This is a genomic window from Mycobacterium parmense (assembly GCF_010730575.1).
Lineage (GTDB): Bacteria > Actinomycetota > Actinomycetes > Mycobacteriales > Mycobacteriaceae > Mycobacterium > Mycobacterium parmense.
The window spans coordinates 1,870,602-1,895,649 of record NZ_AP022614.1 but is presented as its reverse complement, the minus strand read 5'-3'; the positions used below and the strand labels follow the sequence as shown (position 1 = coordinate 1,895,649).

26 protein-coding genes are annotated in these 25,048 nt (G+C 71.6%); 21 read left to right on the top strand and 5 right to left on the bottom strand.

What is annotated here, in order from left to right:
• Nucleotides 1–14 precede the first annotated feature (14 nt).
• Both bsaP and G6N48_RS08585 read left to right on the top strand, forming a co-directional pair.
• Nucleotides 15–254, top strand: a complete 240-nt coding sequence (gene bsaP, locus G6N48_RS08590) for a biotin synthase auxiliary protein BsaP (RefSeq protein WP_085270700.1) — start codon at nucleotides 15–17, stop codon at nucleotides 252–254.
• Nucleotides 251–901 (top strand): DUF2567 domain-containing protein, encoded by a 651-nt coding sequence (locus G6N48_RS08585; protein ID WP_085270701.1) that lies wholly within the window; start codon nucleotides 251–253, stop codon nucleotides 899–901. The genes bsaP and G6N48_RS08585 overlap by 4 nt, the downstream gene beginning before the upstream one ends.
• Before the next feature lie 9 nt (nucleotides 902–910).
• On the opposite strand, the gene G6N48_RS08580 is transcribed toward G6N48_RS08585, so the two are convergent.
• Nucleotides 911–2,251: a lipase family protein gene (locus G6N48_RS08580; RefSeq protein ID WP_085270773.1), complete on the bottom strand. Its 1,341-nt coding sequence runs from the start codon at nucleotides 2,249–2,251 to the stop codon at nucleotides 911–913.
• Between the two features lie 179 nt (nucleotides 2,252–2,430).
• A complete protein-coding gene (locus G6N48_RS08575) occupies nucleotides 2,431–3,174 on the bottom strand; it encodes an NUDIX hydrolase (RefSeq protein WP_085270702.1) in 744 nt (247 codons plus the stop codon).
• Between the two features lie 64 nt (nucleotides 3,175–3,238).
• On the opposite strand from G6N48_RS08575, the gene nadA reads away from it, so the two are divergent.
• Genes nadA through nadC form a run of 3 tightly spaced genes read left to right on the top strand, consistent with a single transcriptional unit; the run spans nucleotide 3,239 to nucleotide 6,716 of the window.
• Entirely contained in the window at nucleotides 3,239–4,279 is a 1,041-nt protein-coding gene (nadA, locus tag G6N48_RS08570) for a quinolinate synthase NadA (RefSeq protein WP_179969932.1), read from the top strand.
• A complete protein-coding gene (locus G6N48_RS08565; protein ID WP_085270704.1) occupies nucleotides 4,276–5,859 on the top strand; it encodes an L-aspartate oxidase in 1,584 nt (527 codons plus the stop codon). The genes nadA and G6N48_RS08565 overlap by 4 nt, the downstream gene beginning before the upstream one ends.
• Before the next feature lie 2 nt (nucleotides 5,860–5,861).
• Nucleotides 5,862–6,716 carry a carboxylating nicotinate-nucleotide diphosphorylase gene (nadC, locus tag G6N48_RS08560; RefSeq protein ID WP_139825917.1) on the top strand — a complete coding sequence of 285 codons (855 nt, stop codon included), beginning with the start codon at nucleotides 5,862–5,864 and terminating at the stop codon, nucleotides 6,714–6,716.
• A 752-nt stretch (nucleotides 6,717–7,468) separates the two neighbouring features.
• Here nadC and G6N48_RS08555 read toward each other — a convergent pair.
• On the bottom strand, nucleotides 7,469–7,891 hold the full coding sequence (locus G6N48_RS08555) for a nitroreductase family deazaflavin-dependent oxidoreductase (RefSeq protein ID WP_085270706.1): 423 nt from the start codon (nucleotides 7,889–7,891) through the stop codon (nucleotides 7,469–7,471).
• An 83-nt stretch (nucleotides 7,892–7,974) separates the two neighbouring features.
• Between G6N48_RS08555 and hisD the strand changes: the two genes are divergently transcribed.
• From hisD to hisI, 8 genes are all read left to right on the top strand, one after another.
• Nucleotides 7,975–9,333: a histidinol dehydrogenase gene (gene hisD, locus G6N48_RS08550; protein WP_085270707.1), complete on the top strand. Its 1,359-nt coding sequence runs from the start codon at nucleotides 7,975–7,977 to the stop codon at nucleotides 9,331–9,333.
• Complete coding sequence (locus G6N48_RS08545; RefSeq protein WP_085270708.1) at nucleotides 9,330–10,463, top strand: histidinol-phosphate transaminase; 1,134 nt, start codon at nucleotides 9,330–9,332, stop codon at nucleotides 10,461–10,463. Before hisD ends, G6N48_RS08545 begins: the two co-directional genes overlap by 4 nt.
• On the top strand, nucleotides 10,460–11,092 hold the full coding sequence (gene hisB / locus G6N48_RS08540) for an imidazoleglycerol-phosphate dehydratase HisB (RefSeq protein WP_085270709.1): 633 nt from the start codon (nucleotides 10,460–10,462) through the stop codon (nucleotides 11,090–11,092). The genes G6N48_RS08545 and hisB overlap by 4 nt, the downstream gene beginning before the upstream one ends.
• Nucleotides 11,089–11,709 carry an imidazole glycerol phosphate synthase subunit HisH gene (gene hisH, locus G6N48_RS08535; protein ID WP_085270710.1) on the top strand — a complete coding sequence of 207 codons (621 nt, stop codon included), beginning with the start codon at nucleotides 11,089–11,091 and terminating at the stop codon, nucleotides 11,707–11,709. The genes hisB and hisH overlap by 4 nt, the downstream gene beginning before the upstream one ends.
• An 82-nt stretch (nucleotides 11,710–11,791) precedes the next feature.
• The gene (gene priA, locus G6N48_RS08530; protein ID WP_085270711.1) at nucleotides 11,792–12,544 is read left to right on the top strand and encodes a bifunctional 1-(5-phosphoribosyl)-5-((5-phosphoribosylamino)methylideneamino)imidazole-4-carboxamide isomerase/phosphoribosylanthranilate isomerase PriA; all 753 of its coding nucleotides are present in this window, start codon (nucleotides 11,792–11,794) and stop codon (nucleotides 12,542–12,544) included.
• Between the two features lie 8 nt (nucleotides 12,545–12,552).
• Nucleotides 12,553–13,353, top strand: coding sequence for an inositol monophosphatase family protein (locus G6N48_RS08525; protein WP_085270712.1), 801 nt, complete (start codon nucleotides 12,553–12,555; stop codon nucleotides 13,351–13,353).
• Nucleotide 13,354: 1 nt separating this feature from the next.
• A complete protein-coding gene (gene hisF, locus G6N48_RS08520; protein WP_085270713.1) occupies nucleotides 13,355–14,167 on the top strand; it encodes an imidazole glycerol phosphate synthase subunit HisF in 813 nt (270 codons plus the stop codon).
• A complete protein-coding gene (gene hisI, locus G6N48_RS08515) occupies nucleotides 14,164–14,511 on the top strand; it encodes a phosphoribosyl-AMP cyclohydrolase (RefSeq protein ID WP_085270714.1) in 348 nt (115 codons plus the stop codon). Before hisF ends, hisI begins: the two co-directional genes overlap by 4 nt.
• On the opposite strand, the gene G6N48_RS08510 is transcribed toward hisI, so the two are convergent.
• Nucleotides 14,508–16,007: a serine/threonine-protein kinase gene (locus G6N48_RS08510; RefSeq protein ID WP_085270715.1), complete on the bottom strand. Its 1,500-nt coding sequence runs from the start codon at nucleotides 16,005–16,007 to the stop codon at nucleotides 14,508–14,510. The genes hisI and G6N48_RS08510 overlap by 4 nt on opposite strands.
• A 97-nt stretch (nucleotides 16,008–16,104) precedes the next feature.
• Between G6N48_RS08510 and G6N48_RS08505 the strand changes: the two genes are divergently transcribed.
• A complete protein-coding gene (locus G6N48_RS08505; RefSeq protein ID WP_085270716.1) occupies nucleotides 16,105–17,196 on the top strand; it encodes a calcium:proton antiporter in 1,092 nt (363 codons plus the stop codon).
• Nucleotides 17,197–17,430: 234 nt separating this feature from the next.
• On the top strand, nucleotides 17,431–17,865 hold the full coding sequence (locus tag G6N48_RS08500) for a DUF5994 family protein (RefSeq protein WP_085270774.1): 435 nt from the start codon (nucleotides 17,431–17,433) through the stop codon (nucleotides 17,863–17,865).
• A 16-nt stretch (nucleotides 17,866–17,881) separates the two neighbouring features.
• Here G6N48_RS08500 and G6N48_RS08495 read toward each other — a convergent pair whose 3' ends face one another.
• Nucleotides 17,882–18,340: a peroxiredoxin gene (locus G6N48_RS08495; RefSeq protein WP_085270717.1), complete on the bottom strand. Its 459-nt coding sequence runs from the start codon at nucleotides 18,338–18,340 to the stop codon at nucleotides 17,882–17,884.
• A gap of 124 nt (nucleotides 18,341–18,464) precedes the next feature.
• Here G6N48_RS08495 and G6N48_RS08490 point away from each other — a divergent pair, with 124 nt between their 5' ends.
• The 6 genes from G6N48_RS08490 to lgt all read left to right on the top strand — a co-directional run bounded on the left by G6N48_RS08490 (nucleotide 18,465) and on the right by lgt (nucleotide 25,017).
• The gene (locus G6N48_RS08490) at nucleotides 18,465–20,003 is read left to right on the top strand and encodes an anthranilate synthase component I (protein ID WP_085270718.1); all 1,539 of its coding nucleotides are present in this window, start codon (nucleotides 18,465–18,467) and stop codon (nucleotides 20,001–20,003) included.
• 34 nt (nucleotides 20,004–20,037) lie between these two features.
• Nucleotides 20,038–20,685, top strand: coding sequence for a TIGR02234 family membrane protein (locus G6N48_RS08485; protein WP_085270719.1), 648 nt, complete (start codon nucleotides 20,038–20,040; stop codon nucleotides 20,683–20,685).
• A gap of 122 nt (nucleotides 20,686–20,807) precedes the next feature.
• Nucleotides 20,808–21,626 carry an indole-3-glycerol phosphate synthase TrpC gene (gene trpC / locus G6N48_RS08480; RefSeq protein WP_085270720.1) on the top strand — a complete coding sequence of 273 codons (819 nt, stop codon included), beginning with the start codon at nucleotides 20,808–20,810 and terminating at the stop codon, nucleotides 21,624–21,626.
• A gap of 69 nt (nucleotides 21,627–21,695) precedes the next feature.
• Complete coding sequence (gene trpB, locus G6N48_RS08475; RefSeq protein WP_085270721.1) at nucleotides 21,696–22,967, top strand: tryptophan synthase subunit beta; 1,272 nt, start codon at nucleotides 21,696–21,698, stop codon at nucleotides 22,965–22,967.
• Nucleotides 22,964–23,779, top strand: a complete 816-nt coding sequence (trpA, locus tag G6N48_RS08470) for a tryptophan synthase subunit alpha (protein ID WP_085270722.1) — start codon at nucleotides 22,964–22,966, stop codon at nucleotides 23,777–23,779. Before trpB ends, trpA begins: the two co-directional genes overlap by 4 nt.
• A complete protein-coding gene (gene lgt / locus G6N48_RS08465; RefSeq protein ID WP_085270723.1) occupies nucleotides 23,776–25,017 on the top strand; it encodes a prolipoprotein diacylglyceryl transferase in 1,242 nt (413 codons plus the stop codon). The genes trpA and lgt overlap by 4 nt, the downstream gene beginning before the upstream one ends.
• The last annotated feature ends 31 nt before the right edge of the window (nucleotides 25,018–25,048 follow it).

The window sequence follows — 25,048 nt, the reverse complement described above, 5'->3', positions numbered from 1 at the left end:
GGGCGGGGGAAGTCGTGGTTCGCGATCTGGGCGCTCCGGTCTCCGCCGGCGTCTACAACGTCTACACCGGGGAATCGCTGGGCACGTCGGCGGGCGGGGCGGTGCCGGCCGCCGCGCGGCTCGGGCTCGAGCCGCCCCGATTCTGCGCGGAATGCGGACGCCGGATGGTGGTGCAGGTCCGTCCCGACGGCTGGCGCGCGCGGTGCTCGCGGCACGGGCAGGTGGATTCGGCCGACCTGGAGGCGCAACGATGACCGCGCCGGCCGGGCCGCAGCTTTCCGGACCCCCCGACCCCGTCTCGCGCTCGTCGCGAACGCGCGCGATCGTCGTCGCCGTGTGCGGTTCGGCGGCGACCGGTGTGGTGCTCGGCGGGCTGTGGGCCTGGATCGCGCCGCCGATCCACGCGGTGGTGGCGATGACGAAGGCCGGGGAACGGGTCCATGACTACCTCGGCGACGAGTCCCAGCACTTCTTCGACGCGCCGTGCCTGATGCTGGGCCTGCTGACGGTGCTGGCGGTGGTCGCGGCGGTGCTGGCCTGGCAGTGGCGCGGGCACCGCGGCCCCGGGATGGCCGTCGGGCTGACGATCGGCCTGGCCGCCGCGGCCACCGCCGCGTCGGCGACCGGCGCGGCGCTGGTGCGGCTGCGCTACGGCGCGCTGAACTTCGACGCGGTGCCCCTACCCGCCGGCCACCCGTCGGTGGCGTACGTCTACCAGGCACCGCCGGTGTTCTTCTCGGACGCGCCCGCGCAGGTCGCGATCACGCTGCTGTGGCCGGCGGCCATCGGCGCGCTGGTGTACGCGGTCCTCGCGGCCGCCGACGCCCGCGACGACCTGGGCGCCCACCCGCTCTCCGGCCGAGCGTCGAACACGCTGGAGCCACACGCCCCGGTGTCGTAGCGGTCCCGGCTACAGCGGGCGGCGGTGGATCTTCCTGCCGAGGACGACCTTGGCCGCGATCTTCGCCAGCCGCGCCATCCCCACGTAGGTCATCGGGTGGAACATCGTCGGCCACGTCGTCCTGATGTGGTGCTCGGTCAGCGGCCGGCGGTTGAACCGGTCGGTCAGCCAGCGCAGCGTCATCGGGGCCGACAGCGGATGCAGCAGCATGTGCTCGTTGAACGCGTCGCGGTGATAGGTGACCCGGGCGCCGCCGGCCGAGTAGGCGTCGGCGAGCTCGTCGATGTCGTGGACGTCGATGAGGTAGTCGTGCACGGCCTGCACGATCAGCACCGGGGGCGTCGGCACCGCGGCGCCGAGTTTGATGTTGTCGAACACGTACGTCACTTCGGGCGTCGACAGGATGTTCTCGAGGGGTTCGTCGAGGTAGTCGCCCATGTCCTTGCGGGCCATCCGCAGGACCGCCTCGACGGTGGTCATCCTCTCGAGCGACTCGAGCAGCGCCCGCCCCTCTTCGTTGGCGTGCTCCTTGATGACGCGGTCGAGGTCGGGGTAGATGTGGGCCAGCGCGGCCACCACCAGCGCGGGCAGGCCGGACAGCAGGCTGCCGTTGAGCCTGCGGAAGGTGTGACCGAGGTCGCCGACGGGAGAGCCCAGCACCGCCCCCACGATGTCGAGTTCGGGCGCATACTGTCCGCTCATCTCGGCGGCCCAGGCGCTGGCCAGCCCGCCACCGGAGTAGCCCCACAGCCCGATCGGGGCTTGCGCCGACAACCCCAGCCGCTCCGAGCCGAGCGCGGCGCGGATGCCGTCCAGGACGCGGTAACCCGGCTCGTAGGGCGCGCCCCACAGCCCCCGCAGGCCCTCGTGGTCGGGCACCGAGACCGCCCAGCCCTCCGCCACGGCGGCGGAGATCAGCAACAACTCGAACTGGCCGACCGAACCGAGGGCCTTGGCGCGGCGGCGCAGCGCGTAGGACGGAAAGCACCGCGACGACACGGCGTCGATCGCGCACTGGTAGGACAGCAGCGGGCACGGGCGCTCCGGGCTCGTCTCCCGCGGCACGATCACCGTGGTCACCGTCGCCTCGGGTTCGCCGTTCATGTCCATGCTGCGGTAGAGCAGCTGCACGGCCCTGATCGGCTGGGGCACCAGACCCAAAAAGGCCAGCTCGACGTCGCGCGAGCGCAGCACCGTCCCCGGCTCGGCGTGCTGGAAACCCAGCGGCGGCTGGTAGAACGGGTCGTCCGCGGGCAGCAGCGGACGCACCTTGCGCTGCAGTTCCTCGTGTGGCGGACGGGCGATCCACTCCGCGCCGTGCGTGCCTGCCAGGTTGCCGAACTCGGCCATTGAGGCTCCCTTCTGGGCCATCCGGCATTCTCGCGTACGAACGAACGGCTGGCCAAAACGTGATCGCTGCGCTGTGAGCCACTTCCCGTGAGCGGCCGGGCGTGGCGCGGGCCACGTTAGCGCTCAATTTACCGGCGTTTCACCCGGAGCTCCTTGCGCGGTGCCGGCGCGGCGGGTCCTCAGAGTGGGCCGGGCGGTCCCGGCGGCCGGAGCGCGGCGAACTCGTCGGTGACCCGCAGCCGCGAGTCGGTGAAGTGGTAGAGCGCGGCCGGCCGGCCGCCGCTGCGGCCGGACTGCGCGATGGTGCCGGTCTGCCGGATGACGCCGCGGCGGACCAGCACCCGCTGCAGGTTTGTCGCGTCGACCTGGTACCCGAGCGCGGCGCCGTAGATGTCGCGCAAGGTTGAAAGAGCGAATTCCCTCGGTGCCAAGGCGAATCCGATGTTGGTGTAGGACAGCTTGGCGACCAGCCTGGTGCGGGCGTGGGTGACCATCGGCCCGTGGTCGAAGGCCATCGGCGGCAGCGAGCTGACCGGGTGCCAGCGGGTGTCGGCGGGCAGCTCGGGGGTGGCGGGCGAGGGCACCAGTCCCAGGAAGGTCGACGCGATCACCCGTGGCCCCGGCACCCGGTTGGGATCGGAGAACACCGCCAGTTGCTCGAGGTGTGCCAGCTCCTTCAGGTCGACCTTTTCGGCCAATTGCCGGCGCACCGAGGTGATCATGTCCTCGTCGTTGCGCAGCCGGCCGCCGGGCAGCGACCACGTGCCCTTTTGCGGATCTTGGGCACGCTGCCATAACAGCACGTTAAGCTGCGGTTTCGCTGTCCGCGAGGCCTTCTTAACCTGACCCGCGGCCGGCTCGGTGGTGTGGCGAACCTGGAACACGACCGCAAGCACTTCGTGGGCGGTGCTACCATGGGCCATGTTTTCGATTATAAGTCGAAAACCTCCTGGACTGAAAGGAGCTGAGGTGACGGTTGTGCATCGCATGGACACGGACACAGACGCTTCAGCGGACATGGTCGCCGACATCACCGATTCGCCCGCCGGTTACGGCGGCGTCGCCGCCGACGAGCGGTGGGCGGCCCAGGTTCGCCGGCTCGCCGACCTGCGCAACGCCACCTTGCTCGCCCACAATTACCAGCTGCCCGCCATCCAGGACGTCGCCGACCACGTCGGCGACTCGCTGGCGCTGTCGCGCATCGCCGCGGAGGCGCCCGAGGACACGATCGTGTTCTGCGGCGTGCACTTCATGGCCGAGACCGCCAAGATCCTCAGCCCCGAGAAGACCGTCCTGATCCCCGATCAGCGGGCGGGCTGCTCGCTGGCCGACTCCATCACCCCCGACGACCTGCGCGCCTGGAAGGACGAACACCCCGGCGCGGTCGTCGTCTCCTACGTCAACACCAGCGCCGCGGTCAAGGCGCTCACCGACATCTGCTGCACCTCGTCCAACGCCGTCGACGTGGTCGCATCCATCGACCCCGACCGCGAGGTGCTGTTCTGCCCGGACCAATTCCTCGGCGCCCACGTGCGCCGAATGACCGGTCGCACCAACCTGCACGTGTGGGCGGGCGAGTGCCACGTGCACGCCGGCATCAACGGCGAGGAGCTCACCGAGCAGGCCCGCGCGCACCCCGACGCCGAGCTGTACGTCCACCCCGAATGTGGTTGTGCCACTTCGGCTTTGTACCTCGCCGGGGAGGGAGCCTTCCCGGCCGACCGGGTGAAGATCCTGTCCACGGGCGGCATGCTCGACGCCGCGACCGCCACACGGGCCCGCCAGGTGCTGGTCGCCACCGAAGTCGGCATGCTCTACCAGCTGCGGCGGGCCGCACCGCAGGTCGACTTCCGGGCCGTCAACGATCGGGCGTCCTGCAAGTACATGAAGATGATCACCCCGGCGGCGCTGCTGCGCTGCCTGGTCGAGGGGGCCGACGAAGTCGACGTCGACCCGCAGATCGCCGCGGCGGCCCGGCGCAGCGTCCAGCGCATGATCGCGATCGGCCAGCCGGGCGGCGGCGAATGATCGCCCGCGGCTGGACGGACTCCGCCGACGTCGTCGTCATCGGAACCGGCGTCGGGGGACTGGCCGCCGCGCTCGCCGCGCACCGCGCCGGTCGCCGCGTCGTCGTCCTGAGCAAGGCCGACCAGGCCCGCGGGGTGACCGCGACCCACTACGCACAGGGCGGCATCGCGGTCGTGTTGCCCGGCAACGACGACTCCGTCGAGGCGCACGTCGCCGACACCCTGGCCGCCGGGGCAGGTCTGTGCGACCCGGACGCGGTGTGCTCGATCGTCGCCGACGGCTACCGCGCGGTGTCCGACCTGGTCGGTGCCGGGGCGCGGTTCGACGAATCGCTGCCCGGGCAGTGGGCGCTGACGCGCGAGGGCGGGCACTCCAGGCGCCGCATCGTGCACGCCGGCGGCGACGCGACCGGCGCCGAGGTGCAGCGCGCGCTCGACCACGCCGCGGCCACCCTCGACGTCCGCACCGGCCACGTGGCGCTACGGGTGCTGCACGACGACGGCGGCGTCACCGGGGTGGTGGTCGGCAACCAGGACGGATACGGGGTCATCAGCGCGCCCTCGGTGATCCTGGCGTCCGGCGGGCTGGGCCACCTCTACAGCGCCACCACCAACCCCGAGGGTTCCACCGGCGACGGAATCGCCCTGGCGCTGTGGGCCGGCGTCGCGGTCAGCGACCTGGAGTTCATCCAGTTCCATCCGACCATGCTCTACGCCGGCCGCGCCGGCGGGCGTCGCCCGCTGGTGACCGAGGCCATCCGCGGTGAGGGCGCGAAACTGGTTGACCGCCAAGGCAATCCGGTGACCGCGGGCGTTCACCCGATGGGCGACCTGGCGCCGCGCGACGTCGTCGCGGGGGCCATCGACGCCCGGCTGAAGGCGACCGGGGACCCGTGCGTGTTCCTCGACGCCCGCGGCATCGACGGCTTCGCGGCCCGGTTCCCCACGGTGACCGCCGCCTGCCGCGCCGCCGGCGTCGACCCCGTCAGACAGCCCATCCCCGTCGTGCCGGGGGCCCATTACAGCTGCGGCGGCGTCGTCACCGACGTGTGCGGCCAGACCGAGCTGCCCGGCCTCTACGCCACGGGCGAGGTGGCCCGCACCGGCATGCACGGCGCCAACCGGCTGGCCTCCAACAGCCTGCTGGAGGGCCTGGTGGTCGGCGGGCGCGCCGGCCGGGCCGCGGCCGGGCATGCCGCGGCCGTCGGGGGTGCGCGCCCGGTGCCCGTCGGGACCGTCGAGCCGTTCACCCACACCGCCCCCGAGCGCGCCGCGCTGCAAGGCGCGATGAGCCGCGACGCCTCGGTGGTGCGCGACGCCGTCGGCCTGGGCCGGTTGTCCGACATGCTGTCCGGGGCCGGGCGCCGCACGGTCGCGAGCCGCCGCGACTTCGAGGACGTCGCACTGGCGATGGCCGCCCGCGCGGTGACCGCCGCGGCGCTGGCCCGCAAGGAGAGCCGGGGGTGCCACCACCGCGCGGAGTACCCGGACACCGCCGCCGAGCAGGCGCGCAGCAGCGTGCTGCGGCTGGCGGCCGACGGGAACGCGGTGCTGGTGGAGGCGCTGGCGGTGGTGGGTTGACCATGCTGACCGACGCCGAACTGGCCGTCGCCAAGGACACCGTGCGGCGCGGCCTCGAGGAAGACCTGCGCTACGGGCCCGACGTCACCACCGTCGCGACGGTACCCGCCGGCGTTCGGGCCACGGCCGCGATGGTGCCGCGGGAGGCGGGCGTGATCGCCGGGTTGGACGTAGCCCTGCTGGTGCTCGACGAGGTGCTGGGCGCCGGCGGCTACGAAGTGCTGGACCGCGTCGACGAGGGGGCGCGGACGCAGCCCGGCCGCGCGGTGCTGACGGTGCGGGCCGAGACCCGCGGCCTGCTGACCGCGGAGCGGACCATGCTGAACCTGATCTGCCACCTGTCGGGGATCGCCACCGCGACGGCCGCCTGGGTCGACGCCGTGCACGGCACCAAGGCCAAGGTCCGCGACACTCGCAAGACCCTGCCCGGCCTGCGGCTGCTGCAGAAGTACGCGGTGCGGGTCGGCGGCGGCGTCAACCACCGCCTGGGGCTGGGCGACGCGGCGCTGATCAAGGACAACCATGTGGCGGCCGCCGGTTCGGTGGTGGAGGCGCTGCGTGCGGTGCGCGAAGCCGCGCCCGACCTGCCATGCGAGGTCGAGGTGGACTCGCTCGAGCAGCTGGACGAGGTGCTCCCCGAGAAACCCGAACTCGTCCTGCTGGACAACTTCCCGGTGTGGCAGACGCAGATAGCCGTCCAGCGCCGGGACTCCCAGGCGCCCGCGGTGCTGCTCGAGTCGTCCGGGGGCCTGTGCCTCGAGAACGCCGCGACGTACGCCGCGACCGGTGTCGATTACCTGGCCGTCGGGGCGCTGACCCATTCGGTGCGAGTGCTCGACATCGGCCTGGACATGTGATTCGCGGGCTCCTCGTCCGGCTCGCTGCGGTTTGGGCGTTCTTGGCCTTGAGTGTGCGTTCTCGGCGTTGAGTGTGCGTCCTCGGCGGGGTTTGTCGGCGTGTCGCCGCCGTGGCTGCACACTCAACGCCGTGGCTGCACGCTCGCCGCCGTGGCTGCACGCTCGACGCCGCCCCAGCACACTCAACGCCGCCACTGCACACTCGCCGCCGCCCGACGGGCCGCGAAGCGGCGGAGCTCAGGCGATGGCGAGCTCAGGTGATCTGGCCGGGTGTCTCGGCCGCTTCCTGCGTTGAGTGTGCGTTCTGGGCGTTGAGTGTGCGTCCTTGGCGGGGTTGTCGGCGTGTCGCCGCCATCGCTGCACGCTCGACGCCGTGGCTGCACACTCGACGCCGCGGCTGCACGCTCGACGCCGCCCCAGCACACTCGGCGCCGCCACTGCACACTCGCCGCCGCCCGACGGGCCGCGAAGCGGCGGAGCTCAGGCGATGGCGAGCTCAGGTGATCTGGCCGGGTGTCTCGGCCGCTTCCCGCGTTGAGTGCGTTCTGGGCGTTGAGTGTGCGTCCTTGGCGGGGTTTGTCGGCGTGTCGCCGCCATGGCTGCACACTCAACGCCGCCACAGCACACTCAACGCCGTGGCTGCACGCTCAACGCCGCCACTGCACACTCGCCGCCGCCACTGCACACTCAACGCCGCCACTGCACACTCAACGCCGCCACAGCACACTCGGCGCACATCGCCCGAGCAAAGCTCAGGCGATGTCGCCCACGAACACCCCGACCCGGCGCAGCTGCATACGCGCCATGCGCGGCAGGTCCGCGGCGTCGGGGCCGTCGTAGCCGGCGGGCAGGATCCGCGGATTGGTGATGTGCACCTTTCGACGGCCGCTGAACTGCACGTCCGCACCGCCGGCGGCCAGCACGTTCTTGGCCCAGTTCGTCTTCCCGTGGGCCAGCGCGATGGCGAGCACGTTGCCCTTGCGATACGGCGTCACGATCGTCTCGTAAGACTTGCCGGAGGTGCGACCGCGATGCTTGATCGTCGCCGTTGCCGGTAGAAAGCGCGCGACGGGCCGCAGCGCCGGATTGATGTATTTGATCTGGAGTCGCTCGAACCAGACCGGGAATACCATCGGGACGCCCGGGGCGTTGTTGGGATGATCTTTCGCGGACATGACGGCTCCCTCTGGAAGCGGGGGTGTGGGCCTGCTCACCGGCACTGTACCGGTCCGAAATGGACTTGAGTTGCTCTGGGACAATGGGCAACGTGACCACCATTCAACCGTCGCCGATGGCCCGCATCGACCTGCGGGGCGCGGAGCTGACGGCCGCGCGGCTGCGGGCGGCGCTGCCGCGCGGGGGCGCCGACGTGGAGGCCGTGCTGCCACGGGTACGCCCGATCGTCGAGGCCGTCGCCGAGCGCGGGGCCGAAGCGGCCCTGGAGTTCGGGGAGTCCTTCGACGGCGTGCGGCCCCCGGCCGTGCGAGTGCCCGACGAGGCGCTGGAGGCGGCGCTGGCCGCGCTGGACCCCGACGTCTCCGACGCCCTGCAGGTGATGATCGACCGCACCCGCGCGGTGCACGCCGACCAGCGTCGTGCCGACGTCACCACCACGCTGGGCCCGGGCGCGACGGTGACCGAGCGATGGGTCCCCGTCGAGCGCGTCGGGCTCTACGTGCCGGGCGGCAACGCCGTCTACCCGTCGAGCGTGGTGATGAACGTGGTGCCGGCCCAGGCCGCGGGCGTCGATTCACTGGTGGTGGCCAGCCCGCCGCAGGCCCGCTCGCAGGGCCGGTTGCGCGGCCTGCCGCACCCGACGATCCTGGCCGCGGCCCGGCTGCTCGGGGTCGAGGAGGTGTGGGCCGTCGGCGGTGCCCAGGCCGTCGCGCTGCTGGCCTACGGCGGCACCGACACCGACGGGACGCAGTTGCGGCCGGTCGACATGATCACCGGCCCCGGCAACATCTACGTCACCGCCGCCAAGCGGCTGTGCCGTTCGCAGGTCGGCATCGACGCCGAGGCCGGCCCCACCGAGATCGCGATCCTGGCCGACCACACCGCCGACCCGGCGCATGTGGCCGCCGACCTGATCAGCCAGGCCGAGCACGACGAGATGGCGGGCAGCGTGCTGGTCACGCCGAGCGCGGACCTGGCCGCCGCCACCGACGCCGAGGTGGCCGCCCAACTGCGGACCACCGTGCACCGCGAACGGGTGACCGCTGCGCTCGGCGGGCCGCAGTCGGCGATCATCCTGGTCGACGACCTGGATGCGGGCGTCACGGTCGTCAACGCCTACGCCGCCGAACACCTGGAGATCCAGACCGCGGACGCCCACCGGGTGGCCGGCCGAATCCGCTCGGCCGGAGCGATCTTCGTCGGTCCCTACTCGCCGGTGAGCCTCGGCGACTACTGCGCAGGATCCAATCATGTGCTGCCGACCGCGGGCAGCGCCCGGCATTCCAGCGGGCTGTCGGTGCAGACCTTCCTGCGCGGCATCCACGTCGTGGACTACACCGAGGCGGCGCTCAAGGACGTGTCCGGCCACGTCGTCACCCTGGCCAGGGAGGAAGACCTGCCGGCCCACGGCGAGGCGGTGCGGCGGAGGTTCGAACGATGACCGGACCCGAGCCGACCCTGGACGACCTGCCGCTGCGCGCGGACCTGCGGGGCAAATCCCCGTACGGCGCACCGCAATTGGCCGTCCCCGTGCGGCTGAACACCAACGAGAACCCGCACCCGCCGAGCAGGGCGCTGGTCGACGACGTGGTGCGTTCGGTGGCCGAGGCGGCAGCCGACCTGCACCGCTATCCCGACCGCGACGCGGTGGCCCTGCGCGACGACCTGGCCGCCTACCTGAGCGCGCAGACCGGGGTTGCCGTGGGTGTCGAGAATGTCTGGGCGGCAAACGGTTCCAACGAGATCCTGCAGCAGCTGCTGCAGGCGTTCGGTGGGCCGGGACGCAGCGCCATCGGCTTCGTGCCGTCTTACTCGATGCACCCGATCATCTCCGACAGCACCCGCACCGATTGGCTCGAAGCGGCCCGCGCCGACGACTTCAGCCTCGACATCGAGAAGGCCGTCGCCGCCGTGGTCGAATACCGACCCGACGTGGTGTTCCTCGCCAGCCCCAACAACCCGTCGGGTCAAAGCGTTTCGCTGCAGGACCTGCGGCGGCTGCTCGACGTGGTGCCCGGCATCGCGATCGTCGACGAGGCGTACGCGGAGTTCTCCTCGCAGCCCAGCGCGATCGCGCTGGTCCGGGAGTATCCGGCCAAGCTCGTCGTCACCCGCACCATGAGCAAGGCGTTCGCCTTCGCCGGCGGCCGCCTGGGGTACCTGATCGCCACCCCGGCGGTGATCGACGCGATGCTGTTGGTGCGGCTGCCCTATCACCTGTCGTCGGTCACCCAGGCGGCCGCCCGCGCAGCGCTGCGGCACGCGGACGACACCCTGGGCAGCGTGGCGGCGCTGATCGCCGAACGCGAGCGCGTCGCAAAAGCGCTGAGCGGCATGGGCTTCCGGGTGATCCCCAGCGACGCGAATTTCGTGCTGTTCGGCGAGTTCGCCGACGCGCCGGCCGCCTGGCGGCGCTACCTGGACGCCGGGGTGCTCATCCGCGACGTCGGCATTCCGGGTTACCTGCGCGCCACCACGGGCCTGGCCGAGGAGAACGACGCGTTGCTGCGGGCCAGCGCCCACATCGCCGTCACCGAGCTGGCCCCCGCCACCCCCGTAGGAGCACCGTGACCGCCACCGAAACCGGAACGACCGCGCGGCGCGCGCGAATCGAGCGCCGCACCAAGGAATCCGACATCGTCGTCGACCTCGACCTCGACGGCACCGGCCGGGTGGACGTCGACACCGGAGTGCCGTTCTACGACCACATGCTGACCGCGCTGGGCAGCCACGCCAGCTTCGATTTGACCGTGCGCACCAAGGGCGACGTCGAGATCGAGGGGCATCACACGATCGAGGACACCGCGATCGTGCTGGGTCAGGCGCTGGGGCAGGCGCTGGGTGACAAGAGGGGCATCCGCAGGTTCGGGGACGCGTTCATTCCGATGGACGAGACGCTGGCCCACGCCGCGGTCGACGTGTCCGGCCGGCCGTACTGCGTGCACACCGGGGAGCCGGACCACCTGCAGCACACCACGATTGCGGGCAGTTCGGTGCCCTACCACACGGTCATCAACCGGCACGTGTTCGAGACGCTCGCGATGAACGCCCGTATCGCGCTGCACGTCCGGGTTCTCTACGGGCGCGACCCGCACCACATCACGGAGGCGCAGTACAAGGCGGTGGCCCGCGCGCTGCGCCAGGCCGTCGAACCCGACCCGCGGGTGTCCGGCGTGCCCTCCACCAAAGGTGTTTTGTGACAAGTAAATCCGTCGTGGTCCTGGACTACGGCTCCGGTAATCTGCGCTCGGCGCAGCGCGCGCTGGAGCGGGTCGGCGCGTCGGTGGAGGTGACCGCCGACGCCGACGCCGCCGCCAACGCCGACGGGTTGGTGGTTCCCGGCGTCGGCGCCTTCGAGGCCTGCATGACCGGCCTGCGCAAGATCGAGGGCGAGCGCATCATCGCCGAGCGGGTCGCCGGGGCGCGTCCCGTCCTCGGGGTGTGCGTCGGGATGCAGATCCTGTTCGCGCGCGGCGTCGAGTTCGGGGTCCAGACGCAGGGCTGCGGGCAGTGGCCGGGAGCCGTCACCCGGCTCGACGCCCCGGTGATCCCCCACATGGGCTGGAACGTCGTCGCCTCCGCCCCCGGCAGCGCGCTGTTCGAGGGTCTGGACGCCGGCACCCGGTTCTACTTCGTGCACTCCTACGCCGCCCGGCGCTGGGAAGGCTCACCGGAGGCGCTGCTGACGTGGGCCACCCATCACGACAGGTTCCTGGCCGCGGTGGAGGACGGGGCGCTGTCGGCCACGCAGTTTCACCCCGAGAAGAGCGGTGACGCCGGTGCGGCCGTGCTGAACAATTGGGTGAAGGGACTGTGATGAACGGGGCAAAATTGCGCTCCGCCAGGCGGATATCGAGGGGACGCGTCGCCGGTTGCGGTCTCGGCGCGAAGGAGAAGGCGTGTTGATTCTGTTGCCCGCGGTCGACGTCGTGGAGGGCCGCGCCGTGCGCCTGGTGCAGGGCAAGGCCGGCAGCGAAACCGAGTACGGCTCGGCGCTCGACGCCGCGCTGGGCTGGCAGCGCGACGGCGCCGAGTGGATCCACCTGGTCGACCTGGACGCCGCGTTCGGTCGCGGCTCCAACCGCGAGCTGCTCGCCGAGGTGGTGGGCAAGCTCGACGTGAACGTGGAGCTGTCCGGCGGGATCCGCGACGACGACTCCCTGGCCGCGGCGCTGGCCACCGGCTGCGCGCGGGTCAACCTCGGGACCGCGGCGCTGGAGAACCCGCGGTGGTGCGCGAAGGCGATCGCCGAACACGGCGACAGAGTGGCGGTGGGGCTCGACGTGCAGATCGACAAGGGCAACCCGCAAGGTGAGCACCGGCTGCGAGGACGCGGCTGGGAGACCGACGGCGGAGACCTGTGGGAAGTGCTGGATCGCCTTGACCGCGAGGGTTGTTCACGCTTCGTGGTTACCGACGTCACCAAGGACGGCACGCTCGGTGGGCCCAACCTCGAGCTGTTGGCCGCGGTCGCGGACCGCACCGATGTGCCGGTGATCGCGTCCGGCGGTGTGTCGAGCCTGGACGACCTGCGAGCCCTGTCCGACCTGGTCACCCCGGCCGGCCGCGGGGTCGAGGGAGCCATCGTCGGCAAGGCGCTCTACGCCGGGCGGTTCACGCTGCCGCAGGCGTTGGCCGCGGTGGGGGAGTAAGGGCCGCGATGGACTTGGACGCGCTGGTCGAGAAGGCGTCGGCGATCCTCGACGACGCGGCGGAGCCGTTCCTCGCGGGCCACCGCGCCGATTCGGCGGTGCGCAAGAAGGGCAACGACTTCGCCACCGACGTCGACCTGGCCATCGAACGCCAGGTGGTCGCCGCGCTCACCGAGGCGACCGGGATCGGCGTGCACGGCGAGGAATTCGGCGGCGAGGACGTCGACTCGGAGTGGGTGTGGGTGCTCGACCCGGTCGACGGCACGTTCAACTACGCGGCCGGCTCGCCGATGACCGGGATCCTGTTGGGCCTGCTGCACGACGGCGAACCGGTGGCCGGCCTGACGTGGCTGCCGTTCACCGGTCAGCGATACACCGCGGTGGCGGGCGGCCCGTTGGTGAAAAACGGTGTCCCGCAACCCCCGCTGGCCCCCGTGGGGCTCGGTGACGCGCTGATCGGCGCCGGTTCGTTCAGCGCCGACGCCCGGGGACTGTATCCGGGGCGCTACCGCATCGCGGTGCTGGAGAACTTGAGCAGGGTGTGCTCGCGCCTGCGCATGCACGGCTCCACCGGCCTGGACCTCGCCTACGTCGCCGACGGGATACTCGGTGCCGCAATCAGTTTCGGCGGCCACGTGTGGGACCACGCCGCCGGGGTGGCGCTGGTGCAGGCAGCGGGCGGCATGGTCACCAATTTGGCCGGCGAACCGTGGACTCCGTCGTCGCGCTCGGCGCTGGCCGCGGCGCCCACCACGCACGCCGAGATCCTCGAGATCCTGCGCGGCACGGGCACACCGGAGGACTACTGAGATGTCCAGGCCGCCCGCGAACTCAGCTGCCAGTGGGCTTGCCGTGCGCGTCATACCCTGCCTGGACGTCGACGCCGGACGGGTGGTGAAGGGGGTCAACTTCGAAAACCTGCGGGACGCGGGCGATCCTGTGGAGCTGGCCGCCGCGTACGACGCCGAGGGTGCCGACGAGCTCACGTTCCTCGACGTGACCGCGTCCTCGTCGGGGCGCGCCACCATGCTCGACGTGGTGCGCCGCACGGCCGAGCAGGTCTTCATCCCGCTGACTGTCGGCGGCGGGGTGCGCACGGTCGCCGACGTCGACGTGCTGTTGCGCGCCGGCGCCGACAAGGTCTCGGTGAACACCGCCGCGATCGCCCGTCCTGACCTGCTCGCCGACATGGCACGCCAATTCGGCTCCCAGTGCATCGTGCTGTCGGTCGACGCGCGCACGGTGCCGATCGGGCCGGACGGGCCCGAGCCGACTCCGTCGGGCTGGGAGGTCACCACCCACGGGGGCCGGCGCGGAACGGGGATCGACGCCGTCGAGTGGGCCGCCCGCGGCGCCGAGCTGGGGGTGGGGGAGATCCTGCTGAACTCGATGGACGCCGACGGCACCAAGGCCGGGTTCGACCTGGCGATGCTGCAGGCGGTGCGCGCGGCCGTCACGGTGCCGGTGATCGCCAGCGGCGGCGCCGGGGCGGCGGAGCACTTCGCCCCCGCCGTCGCCGCCGGCGCCGATGCGGTGTTGGCGGCCAGCGTCTTTCACTTCCGGGAGCTGACCATCGGGCAGGTCAAGGCCGCGATGGCCGCGGAAGGGATCACGGTGCGATGACCCTGGATCCCGCCATCGCGGCGCGGCTCAAGCGCAACGCCGACGGTCTGTTCACCGCCGTGGTGCAGGAGCGCGGCAGTGGCGACGTGCTGATGGTCGCGTGGATGGACGACGACGCGCTGGCCCGCACGCTGGAAACCCGCGAGGCCACGTACTATTCGCGTTCCCGCTCCCAGCAGTGGGTCAAGGGGGCGACGTCGGGGCATACCCAGCGCGTGCACTCGGTGCGGCTGGACTGCGACGGCGACGCGGTGCTGCTGACGGTCGACCAGGTCGGCGGGGCCTGTCACACCGGCGACCACAGCTGCTTCGACGCCGACGTGCTGATGGAATCCGAGAGCTAGGCGGGCGCCACGTCCAGCCCGTTGGCGGCGGCCAGCGCCGCGCGCGTCCACTCCCGGCGCGCCACGGCCGGCTCGATGCGGTCGCGGCGAATCACTTCCACGTCGATGGCCTTGCCGTTGACCACCGCGCCCGGTACCCGGAAAGAGAAGGACGGCTGGTCGGTGGCGATCGCCAGCATCGCGTCGGTGTCGGTGAAACCGTTGGCGCGCATGGTCTGCTCGGCCCACCGGAACGGCTTGAGGCCGCCGAAGCTCTTGACGTAGACCACCCACAGCCGGGTGCCGCGCGCGTTGTAGAGCTTGGTGACCGCCCGTTCGACCGCGAGGCGCTCGGCCGGGGTCAGGACGCCCGACTGGTCGGTCACCTGGTTGGACAGCGTGATCGACGACGACGGCGGGACGCCGGCGCCGGGCGCCGGCGCGGCCGGCTGTGCGGAGGCGCCGGGCCGGGTGCCGTGGCCGGCATGGCCACCGGAGATGCGCACACCGACGGCCACGGCGACCCCGACCAGCGCGAGGGCCACCAGCGCCGCGACGATCGCCGCGCGCCCGGGGCGGCCGCGCCGCGCCGTCGGCGCGGCGGGCGGGGTGGCCGCCGGGATCACTTGCGTCGGCGACGAGATGACCTCGGTGGGTGCGGCGGCCGGCGCGGTGCCGCCGGCGAGCGCGGCCGCGAATTCCGCGCACGTCGGGTAGCGGGCGTCCGGGCTTTTGGCCAGCGCCCTGGCGATGACGGGGTCGAGGTCGGCGAGGTCGGGTCGCCGCTCGCCGACGCGCGGCGGCGGGGCCGACAGATGCTGACCGATCACCACCGCCGGATTCGCGTGCTGGAACGGGGCTGACCCCGTCAACAGGTGCAACGCCGTGCATCCCAGCGCGTACTGGTCGGCCCGGGCGTCGAGATCGGAACCCCGCAGCTGTTCCGGCGAGCAATACGCCGCCGTACCCACCAGCATGTTGGTGGCTGTCAGGCCGCTGATCTCGCCGAGCTCCCGGGCAATGCCGAAGTCGGCCAGCACAATCCGGCGCCGGGCGGACTGCGCGGAGCCGAGCAGGATGTTGGCGGGTTTGACGTCGCGGTGCAGCAGCCCGCGGGCATGGGCGTAGTCGAGCGCGTCGGCGACCGCGGCGACGATCTCGACCACCTGGTCGCGAGGCATGCCGCCGGGGTACTGGGCGCGCATCAGCTTGTCCGCGTCGATGCCGTCGACGTAGTCCATCGAGATCCACAGCTGCCCGTCGTACTCGCCGCGGTCGTGGATACCGACGATGTGCTCGTGGTAGAGACCGGCGGCCAGGTCGGCCTCGCGGTTGAACCGTTGCCGGAATTCGGAATCCGCGGTCAGATCCGGCGGCAGGATCTTCAGGGCGTCCCGGCGCGGCAGCCGCGGGTGCTGCGCCAGGTACACCTCGCCCATCCCGCCGGCCCCCAGACGCCGGATGATGGTGTAACCGGCGAACACCTCGTTCTCGCGGAGGCCCTCGGGTCGCGGCATGTGAGCATGCTACTGAGCCGGTCCCGGCGGCCACCGCGGTTCGTTCCGCCGCGTCGCCCCGAGCGCTCGCCGCCGCTTTACACAAGAATGGCGGGCGATGCTGAAACGGGTGTCCTGGACCGCGGTGGTGCCCCCGCTCTCGGTCGTCGTGCTGGCACTGATCTGGGGCGCAGAGCTGGGCCCGGCGCTGGTCGTGTTGGCCGCGGCGCTGCTGATCGGCGCGGTGCTGGCCGGTGTCCATCACGCCGAGGTGGTCGCGGCGCGGGTGGGCGAGCCCTTCGGGTCGCTGGTGCTGGCCGCCGCCGTGACCGTGATCGAGGTGGCGCTCATCGTCGAGCTGATGGCCTCCGGCGGGAACGAGGCGGCGACGCTGGCCCGCGACACCGTGTTCGCCGCGGTGATCATCACCACCAACGGCATCGCCGGGCTGTCGCTGTTGCTGGGTTCGCGCCGCTACGGCGTGACCCTGTTCAACGCCGAGGGGAGCGGGGCCGCGCTGGCCACCCTCACCACGCTGGCGACCCTGAGCCTGGTGCTGCCGGCGTTCACCACCAGCCACGTCGGCCGCGAATTCTCGCCCGGCCAGCTGGCATTCGCCGCGGTCGCCTCGCTGGGGCTGTATCTGTTGTTCGCCTTCACCCAGACCATCCGGCATCGCGACTTCTTCCTGCCGGTCGCGCAGCGCGGTCAGAAGCGCCTGCTCGAGGGCGAGAGCCACGCCGATCCGCCCTCCAACCGCGCGGCGCTGGGCAGCCTCGCGCTGTTGCTGCTCGCCCTGCTGGCGGTGGTGGGCCTGGCGGAGAAGGAATCGCCGGCCGTCGAGCACGCGGTGACCGCCGCCGGCTTTCCGCAGACGTTCGTCGGCGTGGTCATCGCGGCCCTGGTGCTGCTGCCGGAGACGCTCGCGGCGGTGCGCGCGGCGCGGCGCGGACGGATCCAGACGAGCCTCAACCTGGCCTACGGTTCGGCGCTGGCCAGCATCGGGCTCACCATCCCGGCGATCGCCCTCGCGTCGATCTGGCTGAAGGGGCCGCTGGTCCTCGGGCTCGGCGCCCTGCAGCTGGTCCTGCTGGCGCTGACCGTCGTGATCAGCATGCTCACCGTGGTGCCGGGGCGGGCCACCCGGCTGCAGGGCGAGCTGCACCTGGTGCTGCTCGCCGCCTATGTGTTCTTGGCGATCAATCCCTGAGCCGGACCCCGGGTGCCGGGCTGACGGCGCCGCCGTGGCGTAATGTCGCCTCTGAGCCGTTTCGTTGTCGGCGGTGGCGGTCGACCGCCACCGGGCGGGTGGTACCCGCGGGCAATGCGATTCCTCCGTCGTCCCGCGCCCGCGGGGTGGTCGACGCCGGTCGAGGAAGGAACCGCTGACCGTGGCGATAACCAGCAGGCGCTCCGCGCGGCGAAACTTCCGGTGACCTACCCGCTGAGGGGCCGGCGCAAAGTCGACTCGCTGAGGCTTTCGGTGGCGCGCGAGCTCGGCCGCGAGATCGACGGTGCGTGGTGGCCGCGCACGGACCGCATGACCAACGAACTTCCCGGCCTGATCGCGGTGCTGACGCCGCTGCTCGGCGAGATCGGCTCGATCAACGTCAATTGGCCGCCGCTGCAACGGCCGCCCGACTTCAACTGGCGCGGGTGGGAGCACAAGCGCCAGCACGTGATGACGGTCAACGGCGCGCAGGCCCGGGCCAACTTCCTGATCGTGCCGTACGCGACGTACACCGCGCTCGCGTTGATGGTGCTGCGTCGCGCCGCCGACCTTCCCGTCGAATCCGCGGACCAGACCAAACCGGCGTTCCTCGCCGCGGGCTCGATACTGCAGGCCGTGCGGCAACAACTGGCCGCCGGCGCTCACTGAACCCCTGCGCAGACTCTTAAGCGCGTCCCCGCAGCGTCGCCAGCGCCTTGTCGGCATGGGTGTCCATGTTGAACTCGCTGGAGATCACGTCGAGCACCGTGCGATCGGTGTCGATGACGAAGGTCGTGCGCTTGACGGGCATGAGCTTGCCGAGCAGGCCGCGCTTGACGCCGAATCGCGCGGCGACCGCGCCGTCGGCGTCCGACAGCAGCGGGTAGTCGAAGTTGCGCAGGTCGGCGAACTTGGCCTGCTTGCTCACCGGGTCGGCGCTGATGCCGACTCGGTTGGCGCCGACGTCGGCGAATTCGGCCGCCAGGTCGCGGAAGTGGCACGCCTCCTTGGTGCAGCCGGGCGTCATCGCGGCCGGGTAGAAGAACAGGACGACCGGTCCACCGGAGAGCAGGTCGCTGAGCTTGCGCGGCGTCCCCGTCTGGTCGGGAAGCTCGAAGTCGGCCACGGTGTCACCAGGTTTCATGGCGGTGACGCTACGCCGGGGCCCAGGGCGGGCGCGAGCGTGACGGCTCGGCCAAAAACCGCCGTCGAAAGCGCCATGACGTCACGGTCGCGGGTGTTTTCCCGACGTCTGCGAAAATAGGTCGGTGCACGACCATCTCGCCGCGACGACCTCCCGTGAGGAGTTCCGCCTGCTGGCAGCGCAACACCGCGTCGTTCCGGTGACCCGCAAGGTGCTGGCCGACGCCGAGACGCCGCTGTCGGCCTACCGCAAACTCGCCGCCAACCGCCCGGGGACGTTTTTGCTGGAGTCCGCCGAGAACGGTCGGTCCTGGTCGCGGTGGTCCTTCATCGGGGCTGGGGCGCCGTCGGCGCTGACCGTGCGCGACGGCGAGGCGGTCTGGCTGGGCGCCGCGCCCCGGGACGCGCCCACCGGCGGCGAGCCGCTGCAGGCGCTGCGGGACACCCTGGAACTGCTGGCCACCGGGGCGCCGCCCGGCCTGCCGCCGCTGTCGGGCGGCATGGTCGGCTTCTTCTCCTACGACATGGTGCGCCGCCTGGAACGCCTGCCGGAACTGGTCGTCGACGATCTGCAACTGCCCGAGATGCTGCTGCTGCTGGCTACCGACCTGGCGGCGGTCGACCATCACGAGGGCACCATCACGCTGATCGCCAACGCCGTGAACTGGAACGGCACCGACGAGCGCGTCGACGAGGCCTACGACGACGCCACCGCCCGCCTCGACGTGATGACGGCGGCGCTCGGTCAGCCGCTGCCGTCGACGGTCGCGACGTTCGCCAGGCCCCGACCCCGGCACCGGTCCCAGCGCAGCGCCGAGGAGTACACCAAGATCGTCGACTACCTCGTCGAGCAGATCGCGGCCGGCGAGGCGTTCCAGGTGGTGCCCTCGCAACGGTTCGAGATGGACACCCCCGCCGACCCGATCGACGTCTACCGGATGCTGCGGGCCACCAACCCCAGCCCGTACATGTACCTGCTGCACGTGCCGAACGGCGATGGCGCGACCGACTTTTCGATCGTGGGATCCAGCCCGGAGGCGCTGGTCACCGTCAGCGACGGCTGGGCGACGACCCACCCCATCGCGGGCACCCGGTGGCGCGGGCAGTCGGAGGAAGAGGATCAGCTGCTGGAAAAGGAGCTGCTCGCCGACGAGAAGGAGCGCGCCGAGCACCTGATGCTGGTCGACCTGGGCCGCAACGACCTCGGCCGGGTCTGCGCGCCGGGCACCGTGCGCGTCGACGACTACAGCCACATCGAGCGCTACAGCCACGTCATGCACCTGGTGTCGACGGTGACCGGGATGCTCGGCGCGGGCCGGACCGCCCTGGACGCGGTGACGGCCTGCTTTCCCGCGGGCACGCTGTCCGGGGCGCCGAAGGTGCGCGCCATGGAGCTCATCGAGGAGGTCGAGAAGACGCGCCGCGGCCTGTACGGCGGTGTGGTCGGCTACCTGGACTTCGCCGGCAACGCCGATTTCGCGATCGCCATCCGCACCGCGCTGATGCGCGACGGCACCGCCTACGTGCAGGCCGGTGGCGGGGTGGTGGCCGACTCGAACGGCCCGTACGAGTTCACCGAGGCCAGCAACAAGGCCCGCGCGGTGCTCAGCGCGATCGCGGCGGCCGAGACGCTGGCCGCACCGGACGCGGGCCGAGATGGTTGACGCCGCGCCGGGCCGCGGATCCTCCGGCGGGGTGATGCTGCGGGCCGCCCAGTTGCTGCTGGTCCTCGCCGCCGGTGCGCTGTGGGTGGCGTCGCGGCTGCCGTGGGTGATCGTCCGGTCCTTCGACGGGCTCGGCCCGCCAAAGGAGGTCACCCTGTCCGGCGCGGCCTGGTCGACGGCGCTGGTGCCGCTGGCGCTGCTGATGCTGGCCGCGGCCGTCGCCGCGATCGCCGTGCGAGGCTGGCCGCTGCGGGTGCTGGCGGGACTGCTCGCGGTGGCCAGCCTGGCGATCGCGTACCTGGGAATCAGCCTGTGGAAGGTCCCGGACGTCGCCGTACGCGGCGCCGAGTTGGCCCACCTGTCGGTGGTGTGGCTGGTCGGCAGCGAGCGTCGTTACGTCGGCGCCGGCGTCGCGGTGGGCGCGGCCGTGTGCAGTTTGGTCGCGGCGGTGCTGTTGATGCGGTCGGCTTCGGATTCCGGAGCGTCGCGGCTGAGCGCGGACAGATACGCGGCGCCCGCGACGCGCCGCTCGATGGCGGCACGGCGCGGGGACGCCGACGCGGCCGGTCCCGCGGGGGAGCCCGCGCAACAGGAGGTGTCCGAGCGGGTGCTCTGGGACGCGCTGGACGAGGGTCGCGACCCGACCGACCGCCCGGGCGGCCCGGACACCGAGGGTCGGTGACGGGCCATGAGCCGACGGCCGCTACCCTTCAGTGACGTCGTCGCAACAGGTTGTCAGGCGACCTGCAGACGACGCAGTGCCGTAGGTGACGATCAGTCACAGGGCGAAGGGAAACGACAGGCATGAGTCCGGCAACAGTGCTTGACTCCATCCTCGAGGGAGTCCGGGCCGACGTTGCCGCGCGCGAAGCCTTGATCAGTTTTTCCGAGATCAAAGCGGCCGCGGCGGCGGCGGCGCCGCCGCTGGACGTCATGGCCGCCCTGCGCGAGCCCGGGATCGGCGTCATCGCCGAAGTCAAGCGCGCCAGCCCCTCGGCGGGTTCCCTGGCGACCATCGCCGATCCGGCGAAGCTGGCCCGCGCCTATGAGGACGGGGGCGCCCGCATCATCAGCGTGCTGACCGAGGAGCGGTGCTTTCACGGCTCGCTCGACGACCTCGACGCGGTGCGCGCCGCCGTATCAATCCCCGTGCTGCGCAAGGACTTTGTGGTGCAGCCCTATCAGATTCACGAGGCCCGGGCGCACGGCGCCGACATGCTGCTGCTGATCGTCGCCGCGCTGGATCAGTCGGCGCTGGTGGCCATGCTCGACCGCACCGAATCGCTGGGCATGACAGCGCTGGTCGAGGTGCACACCGAGCAGGAGGCGGACCGCGCGCTGAAGGCCGGCGCCAGGGTGATCGGCGTCAACGCCCGCGACCTGGCGACGTTGCACGTCGACCGGGATTGCTTCGCGCGCATCGCCCCCGGGCTGCCCAGCAACGTGATCAGGATCGCCGAGTCCGGTGTGCGGGGCACCGGGGACCTGCTGGCCTACGCCGGCGCCGGCGCCGACGCCGTCCTGGTCGGCGAGGGCCTGGTCAAAAGTGGCGACCCCCGCGCCGCGGTTGCCGATCTGGTCACCGCGGGCACCCACCCGTCCTGTCCGAAACCGGCTCGCTAGTCATCCACTAGAAGAGCCCTGCGCCGAAACGTTGAACCCGATGAGCCATCCGCGCGTTGAGCCTTGGCGATGGTAGACATCTCCCGCCGGTCCCGTCCGGACCTTCCGCTTTCGAGCGCGGCCATCGCCGAACCCACCCGTCACGACCCCGACGAGGGTGGGCACTTCGGCGTGTACGGCGGCCGCTACGTCGCCGAGGCGCTGATGGCGGTGATCGAGGAGGTCACCGCCGCCTACGAGAAGGAACGCGTCAACCCCGACTTCCTGCAGACGCTGGATCGCCTGCAGGCCGACTACACCGGCCGGCCGTCGCCGTTGTACGAGGCCGCCCGGCTGTCCGAGCACGCCGGTTCGGCGCGCATCTTCCTCAAGCGGGAAGACTTGAACCACACCGGTTCTCACAAGATCAACAACGTGCTCGGCCAGGCGTTGCTGGCCCAGCGGATGGGCAAGCGCCGGGTGATCGCCGAGACCGGGGCCGGCCAGCACGGGGTCGCTACCGCCACCGCGTGCGCACTGCTGGGGCTGGACTGCGTGATCTACATGGGCGCCGTCGACACCGCGCGCCAGGCGCTCAACGTGGCGCGCATGCGACTGCTGGGCGCCGAGGTGGTCTCGGTCCAGACCGGTTCGAAAACCCTCAAGGACGCCATCAACGAGGCGTTCCGCGACTGGGTCACCAACGCCGACAACACCTATTACTGCTTCGGCACGGCGGCGGGGCCGCATCCGTTCCCGACCATGGTGCGCGACTTCCAGCGCATCATCGGCCTGGAGACGCGCGTCCAGATCCAGGCCGCGGCGGGCCGGCTGCCCGACGCCGTCACCGCCTGCGTCGGCGGCGGATCCAACGCCATCGGGATCTTCCACGCGTTCATCGACGACCCCGGTGTCCGGCTGGTCGGCTTCGAGGCGGCGGGCGACGGCGTCGAAACCGGCAGGCACGCGGCCACCTTCAGCGGCGGCTCGCCCGGCGCGTTTCAGGGATCGTTCTCCTACCTGCTGCAGGACGAGGACGGCCAGACCATCGAATCCCATTCCATCTCAGCTGGTTTGGATTACCCCGGGGTGGGTCCCGAACACGCGTGGCTCAGGGAGACCGGGCGGGCCGAGTACCGGCCCATCACCGACTCGGAGGCCATGGACGCGTTGCGCCTGCTGTGCCGCACCGAAGGCATCATCCCGGCAATCGAATCCGCGCACGCTGTCGCCGGAGCCCTCAAGCTCGGTCGCGAATTGGGGCGGGGCGCGGTCATCGTGGTGAACCTTTCGGGGCGCGGTGACAAGGACGTCGAGACCGCGGCGAAGTGGTTCGGTCTGTTGGGCCCCGACGAACGATGACCGTGGAACAGAGCCAAACGAGCCGGCTGGGGCCCGTCTTCGATTCCTGCCGCGCCGAGAACCGGGCGGCCCTGATCGGCTACCTGCCCACCGGCTATCCCGACGTGGCGACGTCGGTGGCCGGCATGATCGCCCTCGTCGAATCCGGTTGCGACATCATCGAAGTCGGGGTTCCCTACTCCGACCCAGGGATGGACGGCCCGACCATCGCCAAGGCCACCGAGGTCGCGCTCGACGGGGGCGTGCGGGTTCGCGACACGCTCGCCGCGGTCGAGGCGATCAGTGCGGCCGGCGGGCGCGCGGTGGTGATGACGTACTGGAATCCGGTGCTGCGGTACGGGGTCGACGCGTTCGCGCGGGATCTCGCCGCGGCCGGCGGGCACGGCCTCATCACCCCCGATCTCATCCCCGACGAAGCCGGGCAGTGGCTCGCGGCATCCGAGGCGCACCGGTTGGATCGCATTTTCCTGGTGGCGCCGTCGTCGACGCAGCAGCGGCTGGTGATGACTGTCGAGGCGTCGCGCGGATTCGTTTACGCGGCGTCCACGATGGGAGTGACCGGGGCGCGCGACGCGGTGTCCAACGCGGCACCGCAATTGGTGCGCAGGGTCAAGGAGGTGTCCGACATTCCGGTCGGCGTCGGGCTGGGGGTGCGCTCGCGGGAACAGGCCGCCGAGATCGGGGGCTACGCCGACGGTGTCATCGTCGGGTCGGCCCTGGTGTCGGCGCTCGGCGCCGGCGGCTTGCCCGCGCTGCGCGCACTGAGCGCCGAACTCGCCGCCGGGGTCCGGGACGGGGAGGCCGCCTCGTGACCGTGCTGCCCGCGTACTTTCCCAGCCCGCCGCAGGGCGTCTGGCATCTCGGGCCGCTGCCCATCCGCGCCTACGCGCTGTTCATCATCGCCGGCATCGTGGTCGCCCTGGTGCTCGGCGACCGGCGCTGGGCGGCGCGCGGCGGCGAGCGCGGGGTCATCTACGACATCGCGTTGTGGGCCGTGCCGTTCGGCTTGGTCGGCGGCAGGCTCTACCACCTGGCAACGGACTGGCGGACTTATTGGGGTCCGGGCGGCGCGGGGTTCGGCGCGGCGCTGCGCATCTGGGACGGCGGCCTGGGCATCTGGGGCGCGGTCGCGCTCGGCGGTGTCGGCACCTGGATCGGGTGCCGCCGTCGCGGCATCCCGCTGCCGGCCTTCGCCGACGCTCTGGCCCCGGGACTCATCCTGGCGCAGGCCATCGGCCGGCTCGGCAACTACTTCAACCAGGAGCTGTACGGCCGCGAGACCACGCTGCCGTGGGGCCTGGAGATCTTCTACCGCCGGGACCCGTCGGGATACGTCGACCCGCATTCGCTCGACGGTGTCTCGACGGGGCAGCTCGCCTTCGTCGTCCAGCCGACGTTCCTCTACGAATTGCTCTGGAATCTCCTGGTTTTCGCGGTGCTCATCTATGCGGACCGGCGGTTCACGCTCGGTCACGGGCGGCTGTTCGCGCTGTACGTGGCGGGCTACTGCGTGGGGCGTTTCTGCGTGGAGTTGCTGCGCGACGACACCGCCACCCACATCGCCGGCATCCGGATCAACGTCTTCACCGCGACGTTCGTTTTCATCGGCGCCGTCGTCTACATGATGGCGGCCCCCAAGGGCCGCGAAGCCCCCGAGAGCTTGCACGGCAACGACTTTTCGGCCGGCGAGCCCCAGCAGCGGCCGGAGCCCGCGACCGAGGCTCTCGCCGAGCCCGCGACGGTCGCGGTGCAAGCCGAACCGGCGACGGTCGTGGTGGAGTCGCCGGAGGTCGCGCCCCGCGAGGCCGAAGCTGCCGAGACGGCCGCAGCCGAAGAGGAGGCGGCGCCCGAGGAAAACGAGGACGCTCCCGAGACTTCCGAGGCCGAGCCTCCCCAGGCCGAGGCTTCGGAGCCCGAGACTTCGGAGCCCGAGACTTCCGAGGCTTCCGAGGCCGAACCCGGGGCCGACGAACCCGCGAAAGCCACCGAGGGCGGCGGGGGATCGAAGAGGCGGTGGCCGCGTCCGCGGAAACGGTCGTCGGGCTCCTAGCCCGCCAAGGCCCCCGGGCTCCCTGACACCT

Bases quoted from the DNA above. Each gene is read 5' to 3' on its own strand.
- G6N48_RS08585 (WP_085270701.1), top strand. From the start codon at position 251: ATGACCGCGCCGGCCGGGCCGCAGCTTTCCGGACCCCCCGACCCCGTC.
- G6N48_RS08580 (WP_085270773.1), bottom strand. From the start codon at position 2,251: ATGGCCGAGTTCGGCAACCTGGCAGGCACGCACGGCGCGGAGTGGATC.
- G6N48_RS08575 (WP_085270702.1), bottom strand. From the start codon at position 3,174: ATGGCCCATGGTAGCACCGCCCACGAAGTGCTTGCGGTCGTGTTCCAG.
- nadA (WP_179969932.1), top strand. From the start codon at position 3,239: ATGGACACGGACACAGACGCTTCAGCGGACATGGTCGCCGACATCACC.
- G6N48_RS08565 (WP_085270704.1), top strand. From the start codon at position 4,276: ATGATCGCCCGCGGCTGGACGGACTCCGCCGACGTCGTCGTCATCGGA.
- nadC (WP_139825917.1), top strand. From the start codon at position 5,862: ATGCTGACCGACGCCGAACTGGCCGTCGCCAAGGACACCGTGCGGCGC.
- G6N48_RS08555 (WP_085270706.1), bottom strand. From the start codon at position 7,891: ATGTCCGCGAAAGATCATCCCAACAACGCCCCGGGCGTCCCGATGGTA.
- hisD (WP_085270707.1), top strand. From the start codon at position 7,975: ATGGGCAACGTGACCACCATTCAACCGTCGCCGATGGCCCGCATCGAC.
- G6N48_RS08545 (WP_085270708.1), top strand. From the start codon at position 9,330: ATGACCGGACCCGAGCCGACCCTGGACGACCTGCCGCTGCGCGCGGAC.
- G6N48_RS08525 (WP_085270712.1), top strand. From the start codon at position 12,553: ATGGACTTGGACGCGCTGGTCGAGAAGGCGTCGGCGATCCTCGACGAC.
- hisF (WP_085270713.1), top strand. From the start codon at position 13,355: ATGTCCAGGCCGCCCGCGAACTCAGCTGCCAGTGGGCTTGCCGTGCGC.
- hisI (WP_085270714.1), top strand. From the start codon at position 14,164: ATGACCCTGGATCCCGCCATCGCGGCGCGGCTCAAGCGCAACGCCGAC.
- G6N48_RS08510 (WP_085270715.1), bottom strand. From the start codon at position 16,007: ATGCCGCGACCCGAGGGCCTCCGCGAGAACGAGGTGTTCGCCGGTTAC.
- G6N48_RS08505 (WP_085270716.1), top strand. From the start codon at position 16,105: ATGCTGAAACGGGTGTCCTGGACCGCGGTGGTGCCCCCGCTCTCGGTC.
- G6N48_RS08495 (WP_085270717.1), bottom strand. From the start codon at position 18,340: ATGAAACCTGGTGACACCGTGGCCGACTTCGAGCTTCCCGACCAGACG.
- G6N48_RS08485 (WP_085270719.1), top strand. From the start codon at position 20,038: ATGCTGCGGGCCGCCCAGTTGCTGCTGGTCCTCGCCGCCGGTGCGCTG.
- trpC (WP_085270720.1), top strand. From the start codon at position 20,808: ATGAGTCCGGCAACAGTGCTTGACTCCATCCTCGAGGGAGTCCGGGCC.
- trpB (WP_085270721.1), top strand. From the start codon at position 21,696: ATGGTAGACATCTCCCGCCGGTCCCGTCCGGACCTTCCGCTTTCGAGC.
- trpA (WP_085270722.1), top strand. From the start codon at position 22,964: ATGACCGTGGAACAGAGCCAAACGAGCCGGCTGGGGCCCGTCTTCGAT.